20 protein-coding genes are annotated in these 24,903 nt (G+C 57.2%); 6 read left to right on the top strand and 14 right to left on the bottom strand.

Going from position 1 to position 24,903, the window contains the following annotated elements; translation table 11 throughout:
- The first annotated feature begins 16 nt into the window (after positions 1-16).
- From Q4B98_RS03805 to Q4B98_RS03780, 6 genes are all read left to right on the top strand, one after another.
- Positions 17-1,510 (top strand): NADH-quinone oxidoreductase subunit M, encoded by a 1,494-nt coding sequence (locus Q4B98_RS03805; RefSeq protein WP_303195717.1) that lies wholly within the window; start codon positions 17-19, stop codon positions 1,508-1,510.
- The gene (gene nuoN / locus Q4B98_RS03800; RefSeq protein ID WP_303195715.1) at positions 1,507-3,123 is read left to right on the top strand and encodes an NADH-quinone oxidoreductase subunit NuoN; all 1,617 of its coding nucleotides are present in this window, start codon (positions 1,507-1,509) and stop codon (positions 3,121-3,123) included. The genes Q4B98_RS03805 and nuoN overlap by 4 nt, the downstream gene beginning before the upstream one ends.
- A gap of 188 nt (positions 3,124-3,311) precedes the next feature.
- On the top strand, positions 3,312-4,286 hold the full coding sequence (locus tag Q4B98_RS03795; protein WP_303195714.1) for a polyprenyl synthetase family protein: 975 nt from the start codon (positions 3,312-3,314) through the stop codon (positions 4,284-4,286).
- 26 nt (positions 4,287-4,312) lie between these two features.
- Entirely contained in the window at positions 4,313-5,089 is a 777-nt protein-coding gene (cobF, locus tag Q4B98_RS03790; protein ID WP_303195712.1) for a precorrin-6A synthase (deacetylating), read from the top strand.
- Positions 5,090-5,161: 72 nt separating this feature from the next.
- A complete protein-coding gene (locus Q4B98_RS03785; protein ID WP_303195711.1) occupies positions 5,162-6,028 on the top strand; it encodes a CoA ester lyase in 867 nt (288 codons plus the stop codon).
- 50 nt (positions 6,029-6,078) lie between these two features.
- Positions 6,079-6,645, top strand: a complete 567-nt coding sequence (locus Q4B98_RS03780) for an LURP-one-related/scramblase family protein (protein WP_303195708.1) — start codon at positions 6,079-6,081, stop codon at positions 6,643-6,645.
- Between the two features lie 173 nt (positions 6,646-6,818).
- On the opposite strand, the gene Q4B98_RS03775 is transcribed toward Q4B98_RS03780, so the two are convergent.
- From Q4B98_RS03775 to Q4B98_RS03715, 14 genes are all read right to left on the bottom strand, one after another.
- Positions 6,819-7,163, bottom strand: a complete 345-nt coding sequence (locus Q4B98_RS03775; RefSeq protein WP_303195707.1) for a hypothetical protein — start codon at positions 7,161-7,163, stop codon at positions 6,819-6,821.
- A gap of 175 nt (positions 7,164-7,338) precedes the next feature.
- Positions 7,339-7,644 (bottom strand): hypothetical protein, encoded by a 306-nt coding sequence (locus tag Q4B98_RS03770; RefSeq protein WP_303195705.1) that lies wholly within the window; start codon positions 7,642-7,644, stop codon positions 7,339-7,341.
- Positions 7,641-9,035 carry an ABC transporter permease gene (locus tag Q4B98_RS03765; RefSeq protein WP_368492302.1) on the bottom strand — a complete coding sequence of 465 codons (1,395 nt, stop codon included), beginning with the start codon at positions 9,033-9,035 and terminating at the stop codon, positions 7,641-7,643. Before Q4B98_RS03765 ends, Q4B98_RS03770 begins: the two co-directional genes overlap by 4 nt.
- A 106-nt stretch (positions 9,036-9,141) precedes the next feature.
- Positions 9,142-9,978 (bottom strand): ATP-binding cassette domain-containing protein, encoded by an 837-nt coding sequence (locus Q4B98_RS03760; RefSeq protein WP_303195702.1) that lies wholly within the window; start codon positions 9,976-9,978, stop codon positions 9,142-9,144.
- On the bottom strand, positions 9,978-10,220 hold the full coding sequence (locus Q4B98_RS03755; RefSeq protein WP_303195701.1) for a hypothetical protein: 243 nt from the start codon (positions 10,218-10,220) through the stop codon (positions 9,978-9,980). Before Q4B98_RS03755 ends, Q4B98_RS03760 begins: the two co-directional genes overlap by 1 nt.
- Positions 10,221-10,662: 442 nt before the next feature.
- Entirely contained in the window at positions 10,663-15,930 is a 5,268-nt protein-coding gene (locus Q4B98_RS03750; RefSeq protein WP_303195699.1) for a G5 domain-containing protein, read from the bottom strand.
- 741 nt (positions 15,931-16,671) lie between these two features.
- Entirely contained in the window at positions 16,672-18,651 is a 1,980-nt protein-coding gene (locus tag Q4B98_RS03745) for a M13 family metallopeptidase (protein WP_303195697.1), read from the bottom strand.
- 19 nt (positions 18,652-18,670) lie between these two features.
- Positions 18,671-19,270, bottom strand: coding sequence for a hypothetical protein (locus Q4B98_RS10530; protein WP_368492301.1), 600 nt, complete (start codon positions 19,268-19,270; stop codon positions 18,671-18,673).
- Positions 19,264-20,421, bottom strand: coding sequence for a hypothetical protein (locus Q4B98_RS03740; protein ID WP_368492312.1), 1,158 nt, complete (start codon positions 20,419-20,421; stop codon positions 19,264-19,266). The genes Q4B98_RS10530 and Q4B98_RS03740 overlap by 7 nt, the downstream gene beginning before the upstream one ends.
- Before the next feature lie 50 nt (positions 20,422-20,471).
- Entirely contained in the window at positions 20,472-21,209 is a 738-nt protein-coding gene (locus Q4B98_RS03735; RefSeq protein WP_303195695.1) for an ATP-binding cassette domain-containing protein, read from the bottom strand.
- Positions 21,210-21,588: 379 nt separating this feature from the next.
- A complete protein-coding gene (locus tag Q4B98_RS03730; RefSeq protein WP_303195693.1) occupies positions 21,589-21,852 on the bottom strand; it encodes a hypothetical protein in 264 nt (87 codons plus the stop codon).
- Between the two features lie 335 nt (positions 21,853-22,187).
- Positions 22,188-22,769 (bottom strand): hypothetical protein, encoded by a 582-nt coding sequence (locus tag Q4B98_RS03725; protein WP_303195691.1) that lies wholly within the window; start codon positions 22,767-22,769, stop codon positions 22,188-22,190.
- Between the two features lie 189 nt (positions 22,770-22,958).
- Positions 22,959-23,516, bottom strand: a complete 558-nt coding sequence (locus Q4B98_RS03720) for an adhesin (RefSeq protein ID WP_303195689.1) — start codon at positions 23,514-23,516, stop codon at positions 22,959-22,961.
- A partial coding sequence (locus tag Q4B98_RS03715; protein WP_303195687.1) for a PKD domain-containing protein occupies positions 23,513-24,903 on the bottom strand: 1,391 nt, incomplete at its 5' end. The genes Q4B98_RS03720 and Q4B98_RS03715, both read right to left, overlap by 4 nt.

Raw genomic sequence — 24,903 nt, 5'->3', positions numbered from 1 at the left:
GGCAGGAGGAGCTGACATGTCTTTCCCGATCCTCACCGTGATCGCCCTGCTGCCGATCGTCGGCGGCATCATCACCATGATGGTGCGTGGGGCTGCGGCTCGAGTCACCGGTATGGTGTTCTCCCTGGTGACCCTGGTGCTGGGCGTTTACGCCTTCATCATCGGAGTCAACGGCACTGATCTGTCTGAGACCCATCGCTGGATTCGCGCCATCGGTGCGTGGTATGCCTTGGGTGGCGATGGCCTGTCCTTGACGATGATCCTGCTGGTCGTCATCCTCGTTCCGGTCGTGCTGCTCGCTGAGTGGCACGTGGGCGAGGACGAAACGGCTCGCTGGTCAACTGGAGCGTTCTTCGGCTTGGCCCTCATGCTTGAGGGGCTGGCGATTTTCTGCTTCGCCGCCACCGACGTGCTGCTGTTTTACCTCATGTTCGAGGCCACCCTCATCCCGATGTACTTCCTCATCGCCGGGTGGGGAGGTCCACGACGCGGTCGCGCCGCCATGAAGTTCCTGCTGTACTCGCTGGCCGGTGGTCTGGTCATGCTGTTCGCCGTCATCGGCGTCGGTGTCCACGGTGGCTCCTTCCTGCTGAGCGATCTTGCCAAGGTGGACTTTTCCGGGGCGATTGGCAAGCAGCTGTTCGTCGGATTCTTCATCGCCTTTGCGATCAAGGCCCCGATGGTCCCGGTACATACCTGGCTGCCTGACACCGCCGAACAGGCCACCGCAGGGACGTCATCTCTGCTCGTTGGTCTGCTTGACAAGATTGGCACCTTCGGAATGTTGAGGCTGTGCTTGGGACTTTTCCCGGCCGCCTCTGATTGGGCCACCCCGTTCGTGCTCACGCTGGCGCTTATCTCGGTACTGTGGGGTGCCATGATGGCCGCCACGTCGAGCGACCTCATGAGGTTCGTCTCCTACACCTCGGTGAGCCACTTCGGTTTCATGGTTATCGGTATCTTTGCCCTGACGACAACGTCGATCACCGGTTCCATCTTCTATATGTTCAACCACGGCTTCTCCACTGCCGCACTGTTCCTGGTGCTGGGATTCCTGGTGCGCCGTGGTGGGACGGCGAAGGTCGACGCTTACGGCGGTGTTCAGAAGGTCGCTCCGGTGCTTGCCGGAATCTTCCTGTTCTCCGGGTTGGCGACCCTCTCGCTGCCGGGCACCGGAAACTTCGTCAGCGAGTTCATGGCTCTGGCTGGTGCCTGGTCGCGTCATCCGATCTACGTCGCCATCTCCACCATCGGCATGGTGCTGGCTGCGGTTTACGTCCTGGTGACCTACCGACGAACCATGACCGGCCCGGTGCAGGGAGCTTCCGAGAAGGTAGGCGACCTCAATGGCCGGGAGAAGCTGGTACTCGCCCCGCTCATCATTTTGTTGCTGGTGTTCGGCTTCTTCCCAAGGCCGATGTTGCACGCCATTGAACCGGCGGCCACTGCAACCATGACTCAGGTTCACGCCACCGATCCGGCACCCGTTGTCAAGGAGGGCCTCAAGTGAATCCCGTCCTGTTGATTTCCGCGCTCGGGTCTTTCGCACCCCTTGACATTGCGGCTCCGTACATCGAGTACGGCCCGCTGACGCCGGTGTTCGCTCTGATGGCTGGTGCGTGTTTGGCGGTCCTCGTGGAGGCTTTTGTGCCCCGCTCAGGTCGCCGCGTCACCCAGATCGTCCTGACGGTCGTCGCCCTCGCGGTGGCCATCGCCTCGACGGTGACCACCCTGGTCAAGGGAACCCGGATCGTCGCCGGTCAGGGAACCTTGGCCCTCGACGGCCCGACTCTGGCCACCTGGGTGGTTCTGCTGGTGACGAGCCTGGGAGCCGTCGTGCTTTTCGCAGAGCGAGTTGGCGGCACCCAGACAGCGTTCGTGGCGAGTGCCTCGTCGGTGCCTGGTTCTCCGCTGGAGGCCAAGGCCGATCAAGAACATCGTGAGCACACTGAGGTTTACCCGCTGCTGATGTTCGCGGTGCTGGGCATGATGTGCTTCGCCGCGTCTGACGACCTCATCATGATGTTCGTAGCCCTGGAGATCTTCTCCCTGCCGCTTTACCTGCTGTCGGGGATGTCTCGTCGCCGTCGGCTGCTGTCTCAGGAAGCCGCACTGAAGTACTTCCTGCTTGGCGCGTTGTCGTCGGCCTTGTTCCTCTATGGCATTGTCCTGCTGTACGGCTGCGCAGGAAGTTTCAAACTGGGTGCCATCGCAACAGCGGGTGTCACTCAGGTGGGTTCATCGCGGCTCATCGTTGCCGGCATGGTGCTGGTTGCCGTCGGACTGTTGTTCAAAGTGGGTGCGGTTCCGTTCGCCTCCTGGACTCCTGACGTCTACACCGGTGCCCCGACTCCCGTCAGCGGCTGGATGGCAGTCGCCACCAAGCTTGTCGCCCTCATTGGTCTCATGCGCGTGCTGTACGTCGGCTTGGGTGCTATGAGGTGGGATTGGCAGATCATCCTCGCAGTGGTCTCCGTAGCCTCGATGGCACTTGGTGCCGTTGTTGGTTTGGTTCAGACCGACATGAAGCGTCTGCTGGCGTACTCCGCGATCGCGCACGCCGGGTTCGTGCTGGTGGGAGTCATCGGTGCCTGGACGATACAGACCGGGATGACCCCAGACCAGACGGGTTCGGTGTCCTCGGTGCTGGTCTACATGACAGCCTACGGTCTGTCTTCGATTGGTTTCTGGCTGCTCATCCTCATGGTGCGCCGGGCAGGCGGCGAGTCGACGGAAATCGACTCCTGGGCAGGTCTGGGGCGCAAGCACCCGTGGTTTGGTGTTCTCGTCGTCATCTTCGTGCTGAGCTTCGCAGGTATCCCGCTGACGGCTGGATTCACCGGCAAGCTGGTGGTCTTCTTGGCCGGATGGCGTGGCGGATACGCCTGGCTGGTACTGGTGGGGGTGTTGTTCTCCCTCGTGGCAGCGGCTTTCTACCTGCGTGTCATCGTCGTGGTCTTCTTCCGTAACCCGAAGGAGGAGGACGATCCCGTCGAGATTGCCGAGCCGTCCATTGCGGGATGGATCACCCTCATCATCTGCGCGGTCCTGACCGTTGTCCTGGGTGTTGCTCCGCAGCCCGTTCTCGACCTGTTCAACCAGGCAAGTACTTTCCTGCGCTGAGTCGTTCATGAGGCCGGGGCCGTTGTCCGAGAGGTCGCGGTCCCGGCTTCGTCCACGTTTCGAGTGCGACAACCATGTCCCGGCAAGACGAGAGGCCCGCCCAACCAGTAATGTGGAATATGACCGTGTCGTGTCCAGATGGCGGCCCGACGAGCACCGAGTACACGCTCGGGCGGAAGAGGAGAACCGTGTCGTACAGCGCCAGCAGTGAGTTCACCGATCTGGTGAGCGCCAAACTTGCCCTCGTCGAGGACGAGCTGGGTCGTCAAGCCGGCGCCGACACACCGTTCGTCACCGAAGCAGCAAACCACATCATTTCTGCTGGCGGCAAGCGATTCCGGCCACTTTTGGTGGTGTTGTGCTCCCAATTCGGTGACGACGTTGACGACGCCGACCTGGTGCGTGCTGCGGTTGTCATGGAGCTGACTCACGTCGCGTCCCTTTACCACGATGACGTCATGGACGAGGCCGCCAAGCGTCGCGGCGCTCCCTCGGCCAACCTGCGCTGGGGAAACTCGGTGGCCATCATGGTCGGCGACTACCTTTTTTCGCGCGCCTCCTTGGCAGTGGCCGAGCTGGGCGTTGACTTTGTGCGATTGCAGGCTCATACCTTCTCGCGCCTAGTGCAGGGCCAGATCGCCGAGACTCGCGGACCCTCTGAGGGAGAGGACCCACTTGCTCACTACCTCAAGGTCGTGGCCGACAAAACGGGGTCCCTGATAGCGGCCTCCGCAGTTTTTGGCGCGATGGTCTCCCACGCGTCCCCGGAGATCGTGGCTGCGCTGGAGAGATTTGGCGAGGACATTGGGGAGGTTTTTCAGCTCGCTGACGACCTCATCGACATCACGTCGACGCAAACTGGCAAGACCCCGGGCACGGATTTGCGCGAGAGAGTTCCGACGTTGCCGACTCTCATGCTGCGTGCCTCCAAGGACCCAGCCGACAGCGAGCTCAAGACAATGCTCGACGCTGATCTGTCCGACGACGCACTGCTGGCTGATGTGCTCGCGAAGCTGCGCACCAACCACGTCATAGCGGAGGCACGCGCCGAGATTCAGCGTCGCGCCGATCGCGCCCGGGACGACGTTGCCCCCCTGCCCGATGGGGACGCCAAACAGGCTCTCATGGCCCTGTGTGACGAGGTTGTGTCTCGCTCGTCCTAGGGCCGAAATCACCATCAGGAGGACAGGTGTCTCGCTATCTCGACCTCATCGGTATCGGACCCGGAAACCCGGACTGGTTGACTCTGGCTGCCGTCGATGCCATACAGCACCTTGACGTGCTCTTCGTCGTCCTCAAAGAACATGATGTGGACGACCTCGTGGAGTTTCGCCGTGAGGTGCTTCGGCGATACCGTCCACACACCGATGGGTTGCGGATCGTTGAGCTGCAGGACCCGCCGCGCCCCTGGAAGAGCGCCAAGAATTATCCGGAAGCCGTCGCCCGGTGGCGTCGTCAGCGTCTCGATCAGTGGACCCATGCCGTTGCGGACAATCTTTCTGAGGGTCAGCGTGGTGGATTCCTGGTGTGGGGTGACCCGGGCCTGTTCGAGTCGACCCTGGCCATCGTCAAGAAACTCATCGCCGCTGTTGACGCCGATGGGGGAGTGCCCATTGAACTCACCGTCATTCCTGGAATCTCAAGCTCCCTGTCGCTGGCCTCGCGCCACCAGATTCCGCTGAATCGTCAGGGTCGCCCGCTGCAGATCTCCCCGGCCCGCCTGCTGGCCGACGGTATGCCGGAGGGAGTTGACGACGTGATTGTCATGTTGGATGGACGCCAAACCTTCAGTCTGATCGATCCCACCGGCATTGACATCTACTGGGCTGCCTATATCGGCACCCCCGATGAGATTCTCATCAGTGGTGACCTGGCGGAGGTCCGAGACGAGATTCTTGCCGCCCGCGCTGACGCTGAGAAACGTCTGGGGTGGGTTTTCGACACCTACTTGCTGCGCCGCCGCTGAGCGGGTACTAGCTCGGGTGAGGATTGTCGCGCCGACGCGCGAAATCTGTCGAGTGTGCGGCAGGATGGGCACATGGATAGTTCATTGCGTCCCCGTCGTTCCGTTCTGTTCATGCCCGGTGCCAATGCTAGGGCGTTGGAAAAAGCTCGCAGTATCGACTGCGACGGCATCATCATTGATCTAGAGGACGCTGTGGCACCCGACCTCAAGGTCGAGGCTCGGGAGCGTGCCGCTGGTGTCGTCAAGGCGCATCCGTACGGATACCGGGAGGTCGCTATCCGCGTTAACGGAATGGATACCGAGTGGTACCACGAGGACATCAGGGCTGCCGTCGCTGCCGGTCCCGACGCCATTGCCGTCCCCAAGGTCGGCTCTGCTAAGCAGGTGCGGGCCATTGTCGCGGACATGGAGGCTGCGGGCGCTGGGGAAGACATGATGTTGTGGGCCATGATCGAGACGCCGCGCGCGGTGATTGACTGCGTGGGGATTGCTGAGGCCTCCGACCGTCTGAGCGTGCTCATTATGGGCACCAATGACCTCACCAAGGAGTTACGCGCTTCCCACGTCCCCGGTCGAGCTCCGGTGACGACTGCCCTCCAGATGTGCATTCTGGCCGCTCGCGCCGCTGGGGTCGTCATTCTGGACGGGGTATACAACGACGTGCGAGACGTCGAGGGGTTCACCGCTCAGTGTCGGGAAGCTCAGATCATGGGGTTCGACGGTAAAACCCTCATCCATCCGGGTCAGGTAGCCCCGGCCAATGAGGTTTTTGCGCCTGACGCTGCCGAGGTCGAGGAGGCTCGCGGAATTATCGACGCATGGGAGAACGGGAACGGTTCGGGGGTCGTCACGTACCAGGGCCGGATGATCGAGAATCTCCATGTTGACACCGCACGCCGTGCGCTGGCTATGGCCGAGGCGATCGAGGCACGCGGGTGATTGGTAGTCGTGGGACAGTTATTGCGTCATGCTCCCGTACCATGTAGCCCATGGGGCTGCTTACCTACGACACACTCTTGATGCGGCAGGTGGCGTCCGTCCTTGCCAACGATTTTTCGATACTCGGGCCGGACGGGCAGCCAGTAGGACAGGTCAAGACCGTAGGGCACCTGCTCAAACGCCTGGTGATGGGTAATCGGGAACTCGATGTCTGCGAGTTGGACGGCGCTTTGGTGCTCAAGGTTGTGGATCGTGTCACTATGGGACGCGACCGAATGTCGATTGTTGGCCCCGACGGCTCCGAGATCGCCGAGCTGGTTCAGGAAATCACGTTATTCAAGCCCAAGGTTTCGATACACATGGCCTCGGGGGAGAGCTTGGTGCTGCGTGGGAACCTGTGGGAGCGAGACTTCACGGTTGCAGGAGAGGCCGGCGGTCTCGCTACCGCGTCGCGGCATTTCGGCTCGGTGATGGACATGTTCATCGAACGGGATCTTTACGCGCTGAGTTTTACACCGGGTGCCGCGCCTGAGTATCGCGCTGCGATTATTGGCGCATTGATCGGGTTCGACCTGATGAGAGCCAAGCAGCAGCCGGGGTTTCCGTGGTCGTCGTGAGCCGAGACCCGACAGGCACTCCCACGTATGTTGGGGCCAGACTCGCCCGGCGTGCAGAGCTGTGATCTGCGACATCGTGACGCAACTGCACGAACTCGGCGCACGTCACAATAGATGGTGCAACTGAAACACTTCGGGAGAGCGGCTCGCGGGGTGGCTCGCGCGCGGGAGCCTCAGCTCAACTGACCTCGTTTCGTCAATTCGAACAGTACGGTCAGGCCATCAGTAGAGGGCGGTATGAGGAAGAGGATGTGGCCAAGGCACAGCCACCCAATCGCCTGCACGGTACCGCTCATAGCGGCAGGGAGAAGAGGCCGGATCAGTAGGACGACGCAACCCACAACAGCCGGACCCAGCGGACCCGCAGCCGCGTTGAGTGCCGCCGCGCGAGGGCTTGGGGTGTTGCGGACGAGTAGGGAGATGCGCAATGGCGTCATCTCCCAGCGCACCAAGGTGCCGGGACTCGTCGCACGCAGCGACAGCCAATGGCAGAACTCATGGAGGAAGTAGGAACCCATGCCTCCCAACACCAAAATTGCCAGTAGTTTCACGAACAGTGATGTGTCGGAACCGCTGGCCGCGCAGACAGCCCATCCGAGGACGAGGATGGCTGCCGGGACACATCCAGTGATAACGACGTGGTTCAGTAGTGGCCGCAGACTCAGGTGTCGAGGAGCGCACCACCACGCAGACTCACTGGATGAGTGTCGCACGATAGGCCTTGAGACGCAGGTAGATGAATGAGACGACGAGGGTGAAGACGAAGATCACGGCTGTGACAATGCCCAGCCTGGGTAGGGAAGCTACACCCATCGTCGCATCAACGTTTCCCTGTGCATTGGGGGAAGCTCGGAAGTACACCGAGCCAAACAGGCCGGTGCGGTAGGCCGACTCCTCATGCACCGAGAACATGAGGACGAGGATGGTGCCGACCGCTAAGGCCAGTGTCGCAATGATCGAAATGACGAGACTTGTCAGGTACACCTTGAGGTTTTTCATCGGGCAGCCTTTCGATGATCGGCAATGGTGAGAATGCTGTGGATAATGAGGAGAATTGCGGTGAGAATGCCCAGCACGATGGTTATCGCGTTGGGGAGACGGAGAATCCCGCAGAAGACGATGAGCACCGTCGCGATAATGAGGACGATCGCACCCCCGAGCAGGATCGACAGCGGATTGTCGTCGCGTGCTGGGACGAAGATCCCAACACCCGTCGTGACCAGAGCCGATCCGCACACCCCGGCAGCGGCGATTACCGTCGATACGAGTGGCTGGCCGGCGATCACGTCGATCACCACGGCCACCACAAGCATGGGGAACATGAAGAAGCCCAGTGCCACGATCAGTCTGAGGTAGAAGCGGGAGGCAGAAAGACGCGGCTCAAGAGCGCGAAACGTCGGGGCGAGGGTGGCGTACTGGAAGAAGCCTCCAATGGTCATGGGCTCCACGCCCCACACCGATGACGGACCGGCGACACGAGTCGCCAACAGCACGACGAATCCCAGCGAAAGGATGGCCGCCTGGACGCTGTAGCGGCTGCGAAACAGGGCGCGGAACTGAGGTGCCAAACGATTGAAGCGATGGCTGAGGTCGACAACTGAGAGCTTCACAAATCGACGCCGGACCTCTAGCGGTGATGTCGGCAGCACCGTGATTGGCAACAGACTCAGTATGAGTAGAAAGGCGAAGGAGCCTATCGTCGCCGCAGTGCCGCACCGAAGATGAATGTCATGAAAAAGAAGGGTCCAGACCGCGAACGGCTGTGGTGAAGAGGTGATCGCGGACAGCAGCGAGGGCGTTGCGCGCCACAAGGCAAGCACGACAAAAAACACCACCACGGCGAGAAGCGGCTGTCTGGCATGGCGTAACGGGGTGTGCGCGAGGGCCAGATCGCAGCACCGCTGGGCGTATTCAAGGACCGTGTATGTCGCCATCGCCGGCATGACCACGCACGTCATGAATCCGGGCAAGACGGAAACACCGAAGTTCACCAGGGTAGAGGTGCTGGTGGCGAACATTCCGATGACGACGAGGAGCAGGGTGGTCGCTGCGTCGAGGACGCTCACGGCACGCTGGCGCTCCCGGTTCGTGACGGGAAAGTTGTGTGTGATGGCCATCATGGTGCCGGCGTCAGCCATAAGTACCTTGACGATGAGGAAGGCAACTGCGGTCCACAACACCGACGACAACGAGTTGACTGTCACGACGAGGTCCAGGACGGATTCGTCACCGCCGAAGCCGTGCGTAAGAAAGGTGGCCAGAGCAGTCGTGGTGATGAGGAACAGGATGACGCATACGAGGACGCCGAGACGAGCTGCGCGTGACTTGAGGACCCCTTTTCCTACCACGACCCGCACTAGGTAGTCGCCCATGAGACGTACGATGGTCAAGGTCCGCGTGAGGTTTCTGCAGACATCTTTCGGCCCGACGGTGCCAGGACTTGTCTGTAGTCGGTGGTGGGTGGGCAGGTTGCCCTGCGACCCAGCTATCTGGGTGTTAGGCATCGTCATGATCTTCCAGGCCCATGTATCCGACGATGAGATCGCGGATCGTCGCATGGCGGGCACGTAACTGCTCGACGCTGGAGAACTCGACGAGGTTACCGTAGTCGAGCATGGCGACATGGGTTGCGCAGCGGTCCAGCATGGCGAAGTCGTGGCTGCAGATGATCTGGCTTCCCCCCTGCTTGATGTGGTCGGATAGCGCACGTTCAATCGTCATCTGGGCTTCGATGTCGATGCCGTTGAGGGACTCGTCGATGATGATGACAGGGGTGCGTGCGAGGAGGGCTGCGGCGATCTGGGTCTTCTTGAGCATTCCGTGCGAGTAGCTCTCCATGAGGTCGACATGACGACCTGCCATTCCCAGACGCTCAAAAATGTCAGCGATCGTTTCTCGCAGCCGCCCGTTGTCCAGGGGAGACGGGGACCTCAGGGACAGGGCGTACGAGATGAACTCCGCCCCGGTGAGGAATTGCGGCAGGTGGTCGTTGTCGGCGCAGTAAGAGATCGCGCGGCACGCTTCCCGGGAGCCGCACGGGTGCCCCAGAACACGGGTTGTCGCGGTCCTCGGGGCTGTAAGGATTCCCTGCAGAATCTTGCACAAAGTGGATTTCCCCGATCCATTCGGTCCGATGACCGCAAGACAGGAGCTGCGGGGCACCGAGATGTCGAGATGGTTAAGGATAGGTCGATCGGCGTACTGAAAATCCAGGTTCTTGACATCAATGACGGTCTCACGCCGGTCACACTGCCCCGTGGACAGCGCTGTGGTCGCGGGTGCCGGCCCCCCTCGCGAGGAGGGGAGCCGGTCGGCTTTGTGGAATGAAGCCATCAGCGCACACACTCCATGGATACCGAAACCCCGTATTTCACCCACTTCCAGTGACCGGTGAACTTCCCGTGCTGGTAGGCGACGCACCAGAGGGCCATTCCGGCAAGGAGGGTTGCTCCCAGCCCAATTATCACAGCGACGAAGACAACAAACCATGCGTCGTGGCGCACGAGAGCAGAATCGAACTTGTTCTTGAGGATCTCAGATGTGGACTGTAAGGCGAGGACGTGTGATTCGGACATATGTAACATCTCTTTCCTTATGTGAAAACGGATTATCAGGTGCTGCCGTGGCCACGGACGTTTACACCGTAACCTACGTGAGGGTCATATTCGGTGCTAAAAAAGAATAGGAATAGTTCATTATTCGCAAAATAATCCGATTTTTGAAAGTGAGGGGTTAACCGAGCCTTCGCAGTTGAGCGGGTGGGTTGTTGATGGCGTGGCGGCGTTGAGGTAGTGGTTGAGGTTGTGCCGACCGGCTACAGGTGTAGCTGCGCATGACGTCAGGGTCGCTGCCGGAAACCGACTGATTCACGCCCCATCTACGCCCATCGTTTGCGATGAGCAACAAGAAACGGTGGCCGGGAGAATGCATGTCGATGCAAACTTCCGGCCACCGTCAACAGACATTAAGTGAGGTTATGCCTTTACCTCATGCCTGATTATTCCCTGGGAATGTATGTCAGGCATCCTTGCGGTGCCATAGCATGAGCAATCCTCCTAGCCCAATAAGCGAGACTGCAAATATGCCGAACCCGCGTGCTTGACTGGAACCTGTACGTGGCAATGCTTGAGGTACATCTGAACTGCCAGAACCCGCGTTTCCGGCAGGATTTGTCCTACCGGCAGGAACGCCGCCATCGTGCGTATCGGAGCTGCCAGGGTGATCGCATATGCACGGCTTTTCCTTAGTGCCCACGCGTACAACCTGATCGTTCCCTTTGACGAGGGTTACCCATTTGCCGCCACCGTCTTTGTTGCCCACGAACTGCATCACGGTATCTTTACCCTGCTGATCGATGCGGGTTTCGCCTGGGTCAAGGCTTTCATCGTACACAAAACGAGTGGTGAAAGCTTCGACCTTCACTTCATCGTTTAGCGGACGCTCACCGCCCACACGTACAATGCGTTCCACAGGTTCTTTGAGTACCTTTTCGGTGATGTCGGGATCACTTAAAGTGCCGTCTTTGTATGTGACGCTCGTGCTTACCTCACGCAAGCCATCCTGACCTTCTTGGTCGACCACTATTTGGCCAGGGCGAAGAGCCGGATCAAAGATGATCTTCGTGGAGTAAGGAATGTCGAGACGCTTGGTAGATTGTTTGGTCGATTCAACATCGGGGCCGACCTCAAAAATCTCCTTGACGGCTTGCCGTGTAGTTTTATGCTCAGGCTCAGAAAGTGAAATCTTGCCATGCTCGTCAACAGTTATGGTGACGTTATAGGCTTCCTCGCCGGGCTGACCCTTTTGAACTACTCTGACCTCGCCTGGTTTGAGATCCGGGTTGTAGCGGTATTCAGCCTCATACGGAATGGGCTTCGTCCAACTATATTCTTGATCTCCTGGTGTGATCTGCGAAGAGACCCGAATCTTATGTGGCTTGGGTTCTTTTGTTATCTGCCACTTGCCATCAACTTTTACCTTTTCCCCGATCTCGCCGTCTTGATCGGTCTCAATAGAGCCTGGAGGTAACGTGTCATCGTATTCGATCTCCACATTGTAGTCGATAAACTGTGTGTCGGAGAGCGGGCTAAATGGTGCCTTGGTAGTACGCTGAGCCCCGCCTTGATAAGTAGCCGTTACCGGTACTTCGAAAGCGATCATCTTCTCGGCGTCTTTCGGCGCGACAGCAGTCACTTCACCGGTAGCCTTGTCGATCGTAATCGTCCAGCCTTCAGGAGCCTCGTTTTTAAGCCAGTCCGCATCAATTGCGTAGGTCACGCCCCCCGCAGGTGCGTCTTTGGGAACAGTGACGGTGGACTTTTGGGTAGCACCTGTCTCAACCACAATTTGCTTGTAGCTTGGCGTACCAAAGGTTTGCACCACGGGAGTGTACGTGGCACTGACATCGCTGCGCTTGCCATCGAAGGTTGCCCACACCGTTACCGGTTTTGCCGTGCCCACGAATTCAGGTTCAGGGGTAAACGTCACCTCACCGGTAGCTGGGTCAATAACGTATGTTCCTTCGCCAGCCACCGTCAATGTGCCGTCTTTAGCGCCATCGAGTTCAAATCCGAGCTTCCATTCTTGAGGAACCTTGGAGATGTTCGGGAACATTTCCTCAATACTCAAGCCGTAATCTCCCGCATCCTTATCGGATGATTTTTGCACCGCACCCTGTGTAGAGGTAGTTAGAGCGTCTTGAGTAGCCACACTCGGGTACACAAACACAACCTGTCCGGGAATACTCGCCTCAATACCGTTGCTGTTCTTCGCCAGATAGTTCAGCTCGGTGGGCTGCCCCACGAAGCCTTTCTCCGGTGTGAATGTGAACACCACCTCGCGGGTATCCTCAGTACCTGCGGCCGGAGCTTGGCCTTTCAGCTCTACTCTCCATGTACCTTCACCGGGCACGGTGAGCGTCTTGCCATCTGCGGAGACGGTTCCTGGTACCGGTGTTTCTTTGCCATTCTGCAGGATCGTCTTCGTGCTTGGCAGAAGCTTCACGCTTTCTTTGTCAACCGTGAAGTGTTCCGTCTTCCACTCATCGAGCTCAAACTTCGATGAGGTGGGTGCGCCGAGCGTATCTTGAACCTGGCGATCGCTTGGCAGCTCTATGCGTGCCGGGAAATAGAATGGCGTGTACTGGGTGCGCAACTCAGAGCTGAGACCATCTGTGGTAATAACAGCAGTGGGGGCTGTACCCAAGAACTCTGGATTTGGCTTGAAAGTCACAATACCCGATACGGGATCGATCGTATAGGTACCGGCCTCCATTTCGTTGCCATCTTGGTCGTGGCCACGCACAGTAAGAGTTTCTACCTGTTTGTCTCCATCCAGAAGATAGAACTTCACCGGTGAATCTGCCTTGCCATACCACTTATCTGGCACGGTGGGGAACATTTCGTGCGGCTCGAGACCCGCGTCTTGCGTGTCGTCATCGGTGGAGTACTGAGTAAGACCTTGCTCAGCCGAGGTGGTGGCAGGAATAGCGGTCGGTTGCGGATAGGCAATCGTCACTTGTCCGCCTGTGACTGTCAGGCCTGTCTCCTTGTTCTTACCATCGTATGACACCGGTGTGGGTGATTGGTTGAATCCAACCTCTGGGGTAAAGGTAAACTCACCCGTTTGTGGGTTAATCTCCCACGTTCCTTCACCAGCCACCTTCTTGGTACGACTGCCATCTGGGAAGGTTGCAGACGCGGGGTCAATATTGTAGCCGTTATCCTGATAGCTGGGCGTAACGGAATCCGGATCGCCCACCTTCTTCGCCTGATGGAACGCGTTAGGCAATACGCCGCCATCTTTGGTGATGAAGGGTGTATAGGTGGTGGTTACCGAGACCTCTTTACCGTTTTCATCTTTCAAACCAGTGACGGAAAGAGTCACCGGATTTGCCTTGCCGTAATAGTTGGATTCCGGCGTAAAGGTGACGCGACCCGTCTTGGTATCAATCGTGTAGGTACCTTGCTTGTCCACCGTCACTGAATCAGTAGGTTTACCTTGGGCGTCGAGCAGCTTAACCTGGAGCGGCCCGCCGTTGTTCGTAAACCATGCCGGATCGAGATCTGGGAACATCTCATCGCGAGTTGCACCGTTGTCGGAAGCACCGGAATCATCCGAGTGCTGGACCGTGTTTTGAGGGCCAACCGTAGTAGAGGGAACGGCCACCAAGCCACCGTAAACTACTCCCACCTCAGCAGCCGAGGCATAGGTGCCGCTCTTGTTCTTGGCGGTGTACAGCTGCGGGTCGGGATCTCCAGCAAATCCCGGAACGGGCGTAAAGGTGAACGTACCGGTGTCGTCAATGGTCCACGTGCCTTGCCCCTTGACTTCACGTTTCTTGAGAGGCTGTGTCGGCAGGGAACCGTCGTCATTCAAGAAGGTGACCGACGTGATATCCAGCGCCTCCAAACCGTCCGGCTGGTCATAATCAGGGGTCAAATGTATCGCTTTCCCCAAAGCGCCAGCTGCAAACTCAGGGCGCACGACCACAGAAGATTTGGTCACGGTCGGTGTATAGATGGCGATGGGAGAACCGGTTTGATTATTTTTGTTGGTGTACCCAGAAGCAATTTCGATATATACGCTCTTCGCGGTTCCATAGAAAGTCGCTTCAGGGGTGAACGTCACTTTGCCGGTTTTGGGGTCAATGGTGTATGTTCCCTGGCCGTCGACAACGACTTTGCCCTGCTTATCTGCGCCTCGGAGCTTGTAGGTGAAACCACCGTACCAGTCGTCTGGGATATTGCGGAACATCGCCTTTGTGTTAGCGAAACCGGCATCATCGGCGTCTTTGTCGAACGAACTCTGCGGCTTCCCTTGGGGGCCTGTGGTGTTCGCATACAATCCTGACGCGTCAGAATAGGTGTAGGTCACCTTTCCGGTGCCATATTTGGCGTCATCATCATCGCCATCGTCTGTGGTGACGACGCCAGCTTCATTTTTGGCTTTGTACCACACCGGCGTGGGATGCCCTGCAAAACCCTTATCTGGGGTGAACGTAATGGCACCTGTTCGGGAATCGATCGTCCAGGTTCCTTCCCCAGCCACTTTCTTCGTGGTGACGGGGGTCGCGGGGTACTCAGAGTTCTCACCATCCACGAAGCTGAGAGTGCTGACATCAATCGCTGGGTCCCCGCCATCTTGGGAAAGGTTAGGGATCTGAGTGATGGGGCCACCCATTTTGCCAAACGCTTCAAGGTTGGGCACCTCAGGATGCAATGCCTTCACTGTGGGTTTGTAGAATGCCTCTACCCAACTGCGCCGCGCATCTTTTTCCGGAAGCTTGTAGGCCTCGATTTCTGGGGTAAATCCCATTTCCCCGTCAGAGATATCTTGCGCCATTGACGCTGTGTTGACGATGCGTACGCCTTCCAGCTGTTGGCCGTAACTGTCTTGGGGGAAGTCTTTGTCTGGAGTAAAGGTGACCTGGCCGGTATCCTGATTTATCTTGTAGGTGCCATGGTCCTTCTTCAGCTCTTGGACAGCTGTTGCGTCTGGATCGCCGCTCGGGTCCGTAATACCGTACTTATAGTTTAAAGTGACGGTAGATCCGTTATTTTTTTGCAGTCGAAACAGCGATGGTCCTTTGGTTGGATTCTGCTGGTCCGCACCGAGATAACCCTCGGAATGGTAGGTACTAGGGTAAGCTTTCTCTGCTGCTTTTGTCGCCAAGGAAATAATACTGGTTTTTTTATTAGCAGTGACATTCAGCGGGAGCGGCGGAGTGGGGCCGATGTAGTCAGCCTTGGGGGTGAACGTCGAGGTAAACTCGATCTCCATTCCGGGCGACAGGGGGTCGCTACTCCGTTGAAGCGTGGTCGGTAAGCTCCATGTCCCAAGATCACCCATGGTGACGGTGGGTTCCGATACACCAGTAGCCAGCGGCGACATCTTGGTGTAGTCGACACCTTCGTAGTAGTAGGTAGCCTGGCTGTTTTCGAACTCGTAGCGGAACTTAATACCGTCAAACAGTCCAGGAATGTCTCCGGTATCGAAGGTATGACCATTCTGCCAGCCGTCGATCTTCGCTGTTGGATCGCCATTGCCAAAGGCTTGAGAAACGAGAACGGCGATGTCGAATTGGAACGGGTTCGGATCAGTTTTGACATTCGATGAGTCCCACTTCACCTCAGCAACCGCCGTGTTAGCTTTCGGCACATAGTCATTTTGTATTGTGCCTTTGGTTACACCCTCAACAGGTGCCACTTTGTCGTCTTTTAGATTAGTCGCAGGATTGCCATCAGCGGCTGCTTTCCACGAGTCGCTGGAAGACGTAATCGTCACATCGGCGTACGCGATTTGAGAAATACCGTATATGCCGGAACTGAATGTCAATGTGAGTGCTGCAATGGCAGCTATGCCACGTGCGGGATGTATCTTTCGGGAGTTTTCACCCCCTCCATAGTGTCTTATCTTTATGTTGGATGCTCTAAAAAAGTCACCCTTAGAACCCATAGTAAGTACCGCCTGATGTCTCTGGAGTGGTCTCGGGTATTGGGTCCGGTTGGACCGTGATTCTTCCTTTCGTTCGCATAGCTTAGGTGACGCGTTTCGGGGAGGCTCGGGGGGGGGTAGTTATTGAAGCTGGCGCAATGCGCGTATGGCGGGTGCGAATGACGTAAAGCTGTTATGTACGCGAGGCATTTTGAGCAAGTCGCAATTATATCTGGCTGTGTTCTCTAAAAGTGCTACGATTATGGCTGTCGTGATCGTTTATTTTTGCCGAGCGGGCTGTCGCCGCAGTTTCTCCTGGGCGCACGGGTGCAAGGCGGATCGCATAGTCGGTTTGGACGTGCGTGTCGGCACCAAGGCTGCCGCTACCTGCAAGCCGAGGCCGGTCAGACGGTGGAAGGTCGTCAGTTTCCACCGTCTTATCACGACCACTGCGCCGGGGAGAGCCACGTACCGGCTGTCACGAGTTGCAGAAAAACGTTGTGCAACGTTCGTCCGGAGTGCTCCTCATACAATTAAGCTCACGAGAGTCTGGTAGCGATGTGGTGTGGTGCAAACTGCCTTGTAAGACCGTCACCAGATGGTGACTCGCTTCTCGGGAGCTAACCACATGGGGTCGTCCTCGGTGATACCAAACGCGTCATGGAATGCGTCAATATTGCGGACGATCTGGTTGCAGCGGAACTCGTTGGGGGAGTGCGGGTCGATGACGATCAGGCGACGAGCAGCCTCATCCCGCATGACGCCGCGCCAGATCGACGCGTAGGACAGGAAGAAGCGTTGTTGCCAGGTCAAGCCGTCGACCGGCTCAGGTTCGTTGCCGTTGAAGGAGATCTGAAGGGCTTTGAAGGCGATTCCCGCTCCGCCAAGGTCGCCGATGTTCTCCCCGATCGTCAGTTCTCCATTGACGTGTGGGCCGTCAGGGCCGAGCTGGAGAGGAATCAACTCGTTGTATTGGGCGATAAGGCCCTTGGTGCGCTCCTCGAAGGCGGTACGATCCTCGGCAGTCCACCAATCACGCAGCAGGCCCTTGCCGTCACAGGTGGACCCCTGGTCGTCGAAACCATGACCGATTTCGTGGCCGATGACGGTACCGATCCCACCGTAGTTGACGGCGTCGTCGACGTCCGGGTCGAAAAATGGCGGCTGCAAGATTGCGGCCGGGAAAACGATCTCGTTGCGCAGCGGGTGATAGTAGGCGTTAACCGTCTGCGGGAACATCATCCACTCGTCCGGATCAACCGGCTTACCGAGTTTCTCGATGGTGTAGTCGACGATGAAGGAGGAGACGTCCTGTACCGCGTCGACGAGGTTGCCCTCACCCACCTGTAGACCGGAGAAGTCACGCCAAGAATCCGGGTACCCGATCTTCGGACGGAAGTTCGCGAGTTTCTTCAAAGCCTCCTTGCGGGTGTCCTCACCCATCCATTCCAGCTGGCTGATGGACTCCCGATAGGCTGCCAGGATATTGGCGACGAGCTCGTCCATCCGCTGTTTGGAGGCAGGCGGGAAGTGACGGGCGACGTACATCTTGCCGATGGCTTCACCCATGGCCGACTGGACGAAATCAACAGCTCGTTTCCAGCGCGGGCGCAGCGTCACAGTGCCGTTAAGGGTGCGGCCATAAAAGTCAAAGTTGCGTTCCACGAAGTCAGAACTGAGGAATTGTGAGTAGGAGCGAATGACCTGCCACGTGGCCCAGATACGCCACTGCTCAATGCGCTCGTCAGCCAGCAGGGTCTCCACGCCGTCGAAGAAGGACGGTTGGGCGATATTGAGGGTCGCAACGACCTTCATGGGGATATTGGCGTTGCTACGCCAGGTGTCCAGGTGGAGGCCAGGGTGGGCTTTGTCGACATCGGTGAAGGTGACGGGGTTGTAGGCGGCTTGCAGATCACGGCAGCGGACCCGGTCCCAGTGGTGCGAGGCGATTTCGGTCTCCAGGTCCATGACGGTTCGAGCGGCCTGCGCGGCGTCAGGAATACCGGCCAGCTCGAAGGAGGCTTGAATGTGACGGACATAGCCATCGCGAATCTTGGCCTTGTCCTCGTCTCGGTAATAGGACTCGTCTGAAAGCCCGATGCCGCCCTGGCCGATCCACAGCAGCTTGCGGGTCGGGTCGCCAGGGTCGGATTCATCCTCGGTCTCAAAAAGCCCAGAAATGCCACGTCTCGCGGCTTTGCCGAGGAAAGCCATGAGATCGGCGATGCTGGAGATGGCGTCGATCTCGGCAAAAAGGGGACGCAGCGGCTCGGCCCCGGCCTTCTCGACAGCATCGACATCCATATAGCGACGGTAGAGCTCCACGGCGACCTCCACCTCGTGCTCGGTGGCTTCCTCGCGAATGTCGTCTCCCTTGCCGGAGGCCAGGTCTTCAAGGATCTGGTGGACGGCTTTTCGGGACTCGTCATCGAGGTGGTAGAACGGCCCGTCGGCGGGTCTGTCTTCGGGGATGACGGCTTGGGCGATCCACGTGCCGTTCACGTGCCGGTAGAAGTCCTGGCAGGCGGGGGTCTCCGGGTCGAGGCCACTGAAAAGCGAGATTGACGTCATGACCCCAGGCTAGCCGGGGTTACATCGCCCGACGTGCCCTGGCGAGCGAGAGGAAGATTCCGAGAAGACAGAGAGTCCCTGCCATGATTGCCGATAGTGCGTCCGTTCGGTCTTTGATTGGCCATGACCACCGTGCTGTATAGCTTTCCGTTCGTCCTAGCAAAAGGCTCGCTAGAACCCAGGTGACTGCAGGGATAGCAGACAACTTCTTAATTCCGATGGCGTGCGAAAGGAGGGTGAGTCCAGCCAATCCAATGATGTTGCGAGTTGAAATCATCCCTAGCGGAAGATTCGCCGACCAGGATAAGACTGCGAAAAGCACCGCAGGCGTCATGGATAGGAGGCAATCTGCGTATGCGATCCGACGTACAGACCCGAGTTCTGCTCTTGGGTCGCGACGCGAGAGACACCAACCTTGTACAACGACCACCAAAAGCGGTATCACAGCAGCATTGGAAACTTCAACGCCTTTCCATGACAGCAGTGGAGGAAGGGAAATCATGATGTCTGATGTAAACGCAATGAGGATGCAACAAACGGCGGTGATTGCAAAAAGAGTCCCCAGCGATCGGTTCCGCGCCCAGGCTCTCCACCCCAGCGCTATATGTTCCTTCAGCATTTCCGGAGTCGCAATCGATAATCTTCGACTATGGTGACCTGATCCTCAATGGACAGTCGATCCATAGACGTCAGCCATTTGTGAGTTTCAGGGGAAAAATCAAGACCCGTCATTGCGATGCCCGAGTGTTTCGTGAGCCAGGCAACGACACGCTCCTGAATGTCGAGAACCCAGACGTCAACGTCGTCATTGCCATCTTGGCAGGGGGCGACGGCCAAGCCCGAAGCAACACTTAGAACCGTGTCGGAGCGCAAGTGAGGAAGTGTTGTTTCAGATGTCGACCACCACACAGTGTCTCGAGTTGACGTCCCCGTTCCCTGCCTATATTCCTTGGGAACCTGAATACCGGCGGATCGCCATGCCGTGTCGGCATCTCGTATCATGGGGGCGAACAGCTCAAGATCGTGTGATTCCCACGCACACACGGTTGGAGCTTTGTCGCTCAGGCAGATTTGCGGTCCGGTGCGAGGAACCGCGGGAAACGGACCCACTCCTTTGACGATGTTGAAACTGAGGAGAGCAGACGCGACCAATCCAATAATTAAGGTCAAGGTCACGATGCTCCGTGAGAGAAAGCTTCTGACAATACCGGCCACAACTGAGACGATGAGGATCCCGACCGCCATCGCTATTCCGGCGGTGAGGACTCTCGGGTTCAACATCTCGCCCACATTGCAGCAGTCGGTGTAGTCGCCAAATAGATACCTCAGTTCCAACACGGGAACCGCTGGGCCATACACGACGAGTATGAAGGGGAGAATGAGCGCGGTTGGTGCCGACAACGCCAGGGGCCACGACATCCCGATGACCGCACCGAAGACACCCCATGCGAGCATCCAGATGATGCCGATGACTGCCATGCGTATGACTTGGTCTCCAGATGCAGGGATGAGAACCGAAACTCCCACGGCCAGGGCTGATGGAAGGACAGCTAAGGACCACCAGGGGAGGATGATCCACAGTCGAGACCTTCCGGTCGGTTTAGCCAGGACCTGACCGTCGGTGAACCTTCGAAGTTCTAAACAAGCGCTGAGAGCCACAGGCCCTGCCACCATCATGAATGCGTGAAGCACAATCGCCGACTGGCCGATGCCAGACGTCACCGAGAAATAAGGAAAAGCTGAGATCCCGTAGCACCACAGCAAAATCATGAGGGGTAACAGGCGAAGGCCATAGGAGCGTCGGAGAAGAAGTTTCCACGTCATCGCGACATCCCCGCTCGTCCCACGACCTCAAGGAATGCTTCCTCGGCCGCGTGTGGAGAGTTTCCGCCACGCTCGAGGAAATCATGAGTGGTGCCATCGTAGACGATGCGTCCCCTATCGAGAACAACGACTCTGGTGTACATAGAGTCGATCTCAAAAGTGTCGTGAGTTGACACGACAAGATTCCGAGTACTGCTGAGGCGAGTGAGCAAATCCCGGAAGACGTGCCTTTGTGCCGGGTCTAGACCGGCCGTTGGCTCATCGAGCATGACGATTGGCTGATTGCCCGCCAAAGCTTGGGCTAAACCAACTCGGCGTAATTGCCCACCGGAGAGTCGATGGGGCGTATCTGTCAGGTGATCGTCTAGCTGGACCGCCTTCAATGCTGTAATCGCTCGTTTCTCGCTCTCGGAGGAGCTGCATCCGGCAAGCCAGGCTGAATATGCCACCTGCTCAACGACCCTGAAACCAGGAATTGGCGTGATCTGCTGTGGCATCAAGGACACGGCAGACCGCGGGGCGACCCCTGTGTCCACAGTGATTGACCCCGCCGAGGGCTTGAGCTCACCCGCGCACAGTCGCAGCAAGGTGGTCTTTCCTGCACCGTTGAGTCCTAAGAGGACGGTAGGGCCTTCGGTATTTCCCAGGGTCAGATCTAATCCGGTAAAAAGCGGGGGGTTTCGTCGAGAATAGGAGAAACGAATTCCCCTCAGGTTCAGGGTCTGGTTCACCATCGGAGATGTGGATATTCGCGTTACCATCTGGATTTTCGATTCACCCAACGAGGGGAGGTGTGGTAACAAGGCACACGAGCGTCAGTGCTATGCCTATAAGCGTTCGATTCTTCATGCAACTGATCCTCATAGATTGGTCTTTCGACAGCCTGAAAAGTCAGCGGACTCAATATGCCCGACGGGATTCGTTGCTGTCAAGGAGTCGTACTTCGCCGGCCCTGCAGACCGGTTCTCTCGGTTAGCGGGGTCCCATCCGAAGAGTTGCGTCGTCGGGGCTGGGCGAGATTGCTCCCCGTGGGTCCGATGGTGATTCCTCGCTGTTACTAGTCTGCAGGTGCGCTTTTGGTGGCCAAGAAAAGCAACGTATGAAGATACAAGCTCAGGAAAAACCAAAACCTATGAATAGAGACATTAGGATGATTGTCATGGCGGTCATAACTGGGATGATTCTGTGGTTTGTGTCGTCACTGTTCGCTCGTATGGCACCGATGGCCCAGCCAAAGAGGAGGAACGGGATCAGGAATAATAGGTACAGAAAACGTGCCTTGACGCTGAACGCTTCGTCATCAGGTATCTTCATGGCGCCTTGGGTTGCCATGAAAAGGTATAAAAGGATTTCTGTGGTGATCCAATCCAGTGTCATTGTGGCAGCCTAAAGCACCTTGATGTCACGTTGTTGTGTTGACAGCGGCCTGTGCGAGTCGATCGCAGATTTACACAGGCTATCAAGCTATCCACCGAGGGAAAACAACAATCCGATGAAGGTCATCCTTCCCCATTGTGGAAAGTCAGTCGTCATCATCATGCCGAGCAGCCGAGCAGCAGGAACGCGAGCACCCAGACAACCTCGATGATGAGGCTGTTACGAGGTGCGTGACGGTACTGAGAAGGTGTTGCATGGGCGGTGTATCCGTTCTCCGCATTGTTGGGATTTGGTGTGTCTTGGCGTTGGAAAACTAGCGCATTTCGAGGGTTTCTTTAAAACTCGAAATAGAATAATATACTTAAAAACCAGCTAACCGCGAACCAGGCTGCTGTGGAAAGGTACAGACCGAGAGCGATCCAGGCACTCATTTTTGGGATTACCGAGTGACGATCACTCGGAGTATTGAGCCTAGCAATACTGAGCGACCATCCGGTAATGGGAAACACGAATAGAGGGGCTATAAGCATAACAAAAGCCTTGCCGCTAAGGGCGTCATTATGTGGTATGGCAAAAGTCCGGGTGTCCGCAACAAGAGTATAATAAGTGACTGACATAAGTACCCCGAACGTGGTTGCCATGACAATGCCGACCGTCTTGACTTTGCGTTTCTTTTTCTCTGGAGTTGTGCAGACGTAGGCTGTTCTGCCCCATAAGCCGGTTATCCATCCAAGTCCAGGTAGCGTCAGGGCAATAAAAGCCATCTTGATGTTCCGCGAATACCCGCCCATCGGAAACAAGAAAGGTAGTAAAAACTCAATCGTCCAGAGCACGCCAGCGATGGCACCGATGATGAGGCCGTTGAGGGGTGCGCGACGGTACTGCTTCCTGGTTGTGCTGTTGTGGGTGACCATCATTGTCTTTCCTAGAGGGGCTGGCGGTGTTAAGTCTTGGTCTGGATCTCGCTGCTTACTGAGCGGATGTCTGGTAATAGGAGCACTGTGGTCACTGTGGCAAGAAGAACTCCCTGAAACTAGTGTCGCCGTTAAGAATCTTACCCGCGAGGCCGCATCCACCGACACATCTCACCGAAACAGTGTAGAGGATCAAGAATGAAAGGATAAGAACATTGCCACAGTCAAGAAAACGTCATACCATACCACCGCGGCTATGAAAAGTATGACCACTGAAGCAATGCTCATACTAAGAATGAAAGGGGCTTTACTGTTCTTGAGTCTGATTCCGATATCACTGAGGATCAGCCCGGCACAAGGAAACACTAATAACGAAAACGGGTGTACTGCTGCCTTTATGTATAAGAGAATGTCCTGGCGTTCAAAAATCAATTTAGTCGAGAACATGAGAATGTTAGCAAAAGTCGCCATGACAACACCTATGATTTGGGTTTTGAGTATCCGTTTCTTCGGGTCATCGCACGCGTACGTCTTCTGTTCCCATAAGCCTGTGAGCCACCCAATTAGAGGGAAAATGAACGACATGGTGAATATGGCGGGGTACTCCTCGGAAGGGATAACCTGCGTTTCACGCACATGAAGTATCGCGAATACCGTAGGCCAGACAAATCCGACGATGGCACCGATGATGAGGCCGTTGAGGGGTGCGCGACGGTACTGCTTCCTGGTTGTGCTGTTGTGGGTGGTCATCTCGGTGCCTTCGTGGTGGTGTGGGTGTCGCAGGCGTCTCCTACGCCATTATGGTCGGAGTCAACTTGCTCCGGGTTAGCGATGGTGGGGCAATTATCCCGGGCATCGGGGACACCATCACCATCACGGGTCACCTCGATGGGGAAGGTGAGAGTGTCACTGCTACCCGTGCTATCGGTGATGCGTAGGTGTGCCCGATACTTTCCCAGCTGCTTTAAGGTGCGGGTGATTCCAGGTGTGGCACTATCAATCTCGTAGTGTTCATCACCGTCAAGGTCCCACTGCCAACGCTGAATGCGTCCGATCGAGGTGTAGGACGAGGAGGCGTCTAACTCGAGGGGTTCACCTGCACGCACCAGGTTTTGCCCAATTACGTCAGGGCGCATCCGCACCCCAGGCACCGTCTCCAACTGGTCGAGGGGAACCCCACTACCAGCCACCGCGCCCACGCTTCGTGTCGCGGCTCTGGCTGACAGGATCACATTGTGAACCATCTCCGCAATCTGTTCATGGCCAATCACATTTGGATGGTAAAAATTCGGACGGTACTCTGAAGAAGCCGATACTTTATCTGCATAAGTTTTCCCGTCGTCTCCGCGTTTTCCTGCCGTTTCGAAAACGCCGTTGATCCACCGATACGGGTTCTGGTGCGAAGTAATAAATGGGTAAGGTTCATGAGTGTTAAACAAGCTGGTAGTAGGGGCGTAGGTCACCTGGAGAACATGAGATGTGTTCCAGGCCTTGATCGTGGCAGCCTGCCTGGCGCGGAATTCATCCTCGGCGGCGCGTACCTGAGTGGAAGGTACGTCACTTCCCAGGACGTCACGGTCTGCGGGGACAAGGTAGGGGTAGCCGATCAGGACAACACGGGTATGAGCTGGATCCGTCAGCCGATGTTGGATATGCGACAACAATGTCACCGTGTCGGCCATTGTGGCATCAAGCTTCGTGCGTGCTGCGTCAACAGAGTCGTCGCACTTAGTTGATGCCCAAACCCTTTCTAGGAAGCACTTCATGATGACGTCAGCGAAGTCGAGGTCGTTGCCTCCTGCTGTCATGAGTATCACTCCGGTGTGTGGATCCATGGAATCAGCCTGGCTGACGAGGTTGTGGTCTCCGTCAATGATGTGGGCACCACTCCACGCACGTACATCCGTCTGAACCGTCGTATCCGGCCCAAACTCTTGATTCAACTGCTTGGTCAACACCGAGCCATAATTCTTGGGGCTGCGATACGACCCATCAGCCGGATACCCATCTTTCAGCGTGCCGTTGCCTGCCGAATACGAATCGCCCAGCACAGTGATCTTCACCAGTGTGCGTTGAGGGTTAGGGGTTGTTGGGGTGGTTTTGCAGGAGGGTGTTCCTGTGGGGGTTTTGCCGGACC

Source organism: Cutibacterium sp. (assembly GCF_030525615.1).
Taxonomy (GTDB): Bacteria; Actinomycetota; Actinomycetes; order Propionibacteriales; family Propionibacteriaceae; genus Cutibacterium.
This window is presented reverse-complemented; position numbering and strand designations above follow the sequence as displayed.

Coding starts and splice junctions, on each gene's coding strand:
- Q4B98_RS03745 (WP_303195697.1), bottom strand. CDS start 18,651: ATGACGTCAATCTCGCTTTTCAGTGGCCTCGACCCGGAGACCCCCGCC.
- Q4B98_RS03785 (WP_303195711.1), top strand. CDS start 5,162: ATGGATAGTTCATTGCGTCCCCGTCGTTCCGTTCTGTTCATGCCCGGT.
- Q4B98_RS03770 (WP_303195705.1), bottom strand. CDS start 7,644: ATGAAAAACCTCAAGGTGTACCTGACAAGTCTCGTCATTTCGATCATT.
- Q4B98_RS03735 (WP_303195695.1), bottom strand. CDS start 21,209: ATGGTGAACCAGACCCTGAACCTGAGGGGAATTCGTTTCTCCTATTCT.
- Q4B98_RS03760 (WP_303195702.1), bottom strand. CDS start 9,978: ATGGCTTCATTCCACAAAGCCGACCGGCTCCCCTCCTCGCGAGGGGGG.
- Q4B98_RS03725 (WP_303195691.1), bottom strand. CDS start 22,769: ATGATGGTCACCCACAACAGCACAACCAGGAAGCAGTACCGTCGCGCA.
- Q4B98_RS03805 (WP_303195717.1), top strand. CDS start 17: ATGTCTTTCCCGATCCTCACCGTGATCGCCCTGCTGCCGATCGTCGGC.
- Q4B98_RS10530 (WP_368492301.1), bottom strand. CDS start 19,270: ATGCTGAAGGAACATATAGCGCTGGGGTGGAGAGCCTGGGCGCGGAAC.
- Q4B98_RS03720 (WP_303195689.1), bottom strand. CDS start 23,516: ATGACCACCCACAACAGCACAACCAGGAAGCAGTACCGTCGCGCACCC.
- Q4B98_RS03775 (WP_303195707.1), bottom strand. CDS start 7,163: ATGGGTTCCTACTTCCTCCATGAGTTCTGCCATTGGCTGTCGCTGCGT.
- Q4B98_RS03730 (WP_303195693.1), bottom strand. CDS start 21,852: ATGACACTGGATTGGATCACCACAGAAATCCTTTTATACCTTTTCATG.
- Q4B98_RS03740 (WP_368492312.1), bottom strand. CDS start 20,421: ATGATTTTGCTGTGGTGCTACGGGATCTCAGCTTTTCCTTATTTCTCG.
- Q4B98_RS03755 (WP_303195701.1), bottom strand. CDS start 10,220: ATGTCCGAATCACACGTCCTCGCCTTACAGTCCACATCTGAGATCCTC.
- Q4B98_RS03780 (WP_303195708.1), top strand. CDS start 6,079: ATGGGGCTGCTTACCTACGACACACTCTTGATGCGGCAGGTGGCGTCC.